This window comes from Frankia sp. CoWAU3 (assembly GCF_977971855.1).
The window spans coordinates 2,597-5,711 of record NZ_CDWWXB010000211.1; the positions used below are offsets into that span (position 1 = coordinate 2,597).

Below are 3,115 nucleotides of genomic sequence, written 5' to 3' on the forward strand. Positions count from 1 at the left end.
GGGCGGCTCGGCGTCGCTGCGGGCCGGGGGAGCGCCGGTGAGCCTCACCGGGACCCCGGATCCAGTCGTCCCGGCGGATACGGGTCCGGCGGGTCCGGCGGGTCGGGTCGGCGAGGCCGCCGGTCGGGTAGCGGCTCCGGGCCGGTTCCTCCACGATCCGAACCCGGCGGTCACTCGGGCGGGCCTGGTCGGCGAGCTCGGGCGGCGCCTCGGAGCCTGGCAGATTGATCCGATGATCGCCTTCCTGACCTCCGACGAGGCAGTGACGACCCCCTTCGCCCGCCTGCTGCGCATCGAGGCCGAGCTGCCCTTCGACGTGCGCCGGATCGCGGACCTGTTGCGGTCTCGTGAGATCGGGTCGCTGGACGTCCGGCGACGCGGCCTCGCCGGCGACGTCGAGGAGATCCGCCGCCGGTTGCTACCCCGCCGTCGTGATCTGATTCCCGCTGGACCGGCCGTCACCGTGGTAATGACGAGGCTGCGTGGAGCTCCCTGGGCCTTCGTCTGCACCCCGGTATCGGATGTCGGGGGTATCGGATGTCGGGGCGGTGGCGACCGACTCTCATGCTCTCGTGACCGACCGACTCTCATGACCGACCGATCCCGGTGGACGCCATCGGGGGCGAAACAGGAGTGACGTTCATGCGTGTTGCCTTCGTCGGACTGGGCACGATGGGATTTCCCATGGCCGGTCACCTGGTTCGGGCCGGGTTCTCCACCACCGCGTTCAATCGCACGGCCGCGACCGCGGCACGCTGGGCCGAGGAACATTCCGGCCGGATCGCGCCGTCGCCCGCCGCCGCGGCGACCGAGGTCGACGTCGTCTGCCTCTGCGTCGGTGCCGATGACGACGTCCGCGAGGTCGTCCTCGGTGCCGACGGGGTGCTGGGAGCGCTTCGGCCCGGTGCGATCATCGTCGATCACACGACGACCTCCGCGGAACTCGCGGAGGAGATCGCGGCGCGCACCGCCGAGGTCGGCGTCGGTTTCGTCGACGCCCCGGTCTCCGGCGGGGAGGCGGGTGCCATGGCCGGCCTGCTGAGCATCATGTGCGGTGGGGATCCTGAGACGATCGAGCGGGCCAGGCCGGTGCTCGCCGCCTACGGCGCGACCATCACGAGGATCGGGCCGGTCGGTAGCGGACAACTCGCCAAGATGGTCAATCAGATTCTGGTGGCGGGAGCCGTCGAAGGGGCGGCCGAGGCCATCAACTTTGCTATTGCCGCCGGTCTGGACACCGATCTGGTGCTTTCCGCCGTGGCCGGCGGCGCCGCCAACTCGTGGTACCTGGCGAATCGTGGTCAGACCATGGTGCGCGACGAGTTCGATTTCGGGTTTGCGGTCGACTGGATGCGCAAGGATCTGCGGATCTGCCTTGCCGAGGCGGGCCGGCGTGGTATCCCGCTGCCGATGATCGAGCTGGCTGAGCGGGATCTCGCAGCTGCCCAGGCGGATGGCGAGGGCGGCCTCGACACGACGGTCGTCATCCGGCAGCGGCGCCGTGCGACCAGGCCGGGTGGCGCGGGTGGCGAAGCCTCTCCGGCTTCCTGATCATGGCGCCGCAACGGTGCCGGTCACTGTGGCGATCAGGCAGCCGGTGACGGTACCGGTCGCCAGGACGAGCGGGACGATCCGGCCGAGATGGAGCAGGCACAGGCCCCCGATCAGGGCTCCGGCGAACATGGCGACGGGGCCGGCGAACCGCCGCGCCCGCCGCGCCCGCCGCGCCCCACCGCAGCCCGTTCCTCCGCCGAGCCGGGAATCGATGATGATCCCGGTCAACGTGCTGGTCAGCACATTCGTCGGGATGTCCGGAACGGCCATCCGCCGAGCCGTCGCGTGCTGCAGGCCCATCGCGAGGGCCAGCGGGAGGATGACGGCATAGGGCCGGGCCCCGGGGATATCGGGGATATCGGGGATCTCGGGTTCCGTACCGAGTCCCTGGGTGACCAGCGTGGCGATCAGCGCGCCGGCCATCAGCCCGGTCTGCGCGGCCATCGCGATGATCAGCCACGAGAAGCGACGACCGCCGATTATGGTCACCGTGCCGATCCGTCCGGCGATGACGGCTCCGGCCAGGAAGCCAGCCAGGGCCAGCGCAGACAGGTCGGCGGACAGGCCCGGCGCCCCGGCCAGCGCAAAGGCCAGCAGGACGACGTTTCCGGTCATGTTGGCCACGAACACCCGGCCGAGTCCGAGAAAACTGACCGCGTCGACGAGACCGCTGAGGATCGCCAACGTCACCAGCAGAGTCGGCAGCCGCCGACGCTGGTCGGGGGACGGTCGCATGGGCACAGTTTCACCGAGCGACGGCCCGTGCGGCGGAAGGCGGGAACTCCCGGCGCCTCTGATCTCGGCGGCTCTGATCTGATCTTCTGATCAGATCAGAGCCGCAACGGACGGACCGGAGCCGCGGCGAGCGCGGGAGTGCTCCGCCAGTCGACCCCGGGAACGTCGATGTAGAGCTCGATCTCGTTGCCATCCGGGTCGAGGATGTACAAGCTGTGGGTGACCGTGTGATCCGACGCGCCGACGATGGTCACATCCGCGTCGTGCAGACGGGCGAGCACCGCGCGCAGCTCGTCGTCGCTGTCGCCAACCTTCAGCCCGAAGTGGTACAACCCCACCCGCCGGCCCTGGGGTATGGCCGCCGCGTCCTCGCCGACCTCGATGAGGAGCAGCTCGTGGTGGGTGCGTCCGGAGGAGAACGCGGCGGCGGGGGCCCGCAGTGGGTTGCCGTCCGCGCCCGCCGGGTCGGGAAAGATCTGCCGCCAGCCGAGTACGTCCCGGTAGAAGGCGCTGGAACGCTCGATGTCCCGGACGTAGAGGACGAGATGTCCCAGTTCCTTGATCTTCACGGTGATCTCCCGAGGCGCTGGTCGTCTGGTAGCCGTTATCCATACAACAACTCCGTACAACGACGTTGCCCGCGACGGCATGCCCACGGGGCCGGGCCGCCGTGACGCGCGCCCGCCACGGCCGCCACGGCCGCCACATCGGAAACCCGTTGGTACGCGGGGTGCCCGACGTGGGAACATGGAGCCGGCGTCCGAGCGTTGGACGCAGTGACGCGCGCAATGGGTCGGGTTGGCAGGAGCGTCTGTTGGCTGGCGTC

4 protein-coding genes are annotated in these 3,115 nt (G+C 70.1%); 2 read left to right on the top strand and 2 right to left on the bottom strand.

Going from position 1 to position 3,115, the window contains the following annotated elements:
- Together AC08ON_RS15500 and AC08ON_RS15505 are read left to right on the top strand one after the other, a co-directional pair.
- Positions 1–637, top strand: a 637-nt coding sequence (locus tag AC08ON_RS15500; RefSeq protein WP_476617217.1) for a THUMP-like domain-containing protein, incomplete at its 5' end; no start/stop codon positions are given.
- Between the two features lie 5 nt (positions 638–642).
- Entirely contained in the window at positions 643–1,551 is a 909-nt protein-coding gene (locus tag AC08ON_RS15505; RefSeq protein ID WP_476608350.1) for an NAD(P)-dependent oxidoreductase, read from the top strand.
- Here AC08ON_RS15505 and AC08ON_RS15510 read toward each other — a convergent pair whose 3' ends face one another.
- Positions 1,552–2,289 (bottom strand): YoaK family protein, encoded by a 738-nt coding sequence (locus AC08ON_RS15510; RefSeq protein ID WP_476608349.1) that lies wholly within the window; start codon positions 2,287–2,289, stop codon positions 1,552–1,554.
- Positions 2,290–2,384: 95 nt separating this feature from the next.
- On the bottom strand, positions 2,385–2,858 hold the full coding sequence (locus AC08ON_RS15515) for a VOC family protein (protein ID WP_476617218.1): 474 nt from the start codon (positions 2,856–2,858) through the stop codon (positions 2,385–2,387).
- Positions 2,859–3,115: the final 257 nt, after the last annotated feature.

Excerpts from the sequence above, each read along its gene's own strand:
- AC08ON_RS15505 (WP_476608350.1), top strand. The coding sequence starts at position 643 with ATGCGTGTTGCCTTCGTCGGACTGGGCACGATGGGATTTCCCATGGCC.
- AC08ON_RS15510 (WP_476608349.1), bottom strand. The coding sequence starts at position 2,289 with ATGCGACCGTCCCCCGACCAGCGTCGGCGGCTGCCGACTCTGCTGGTG.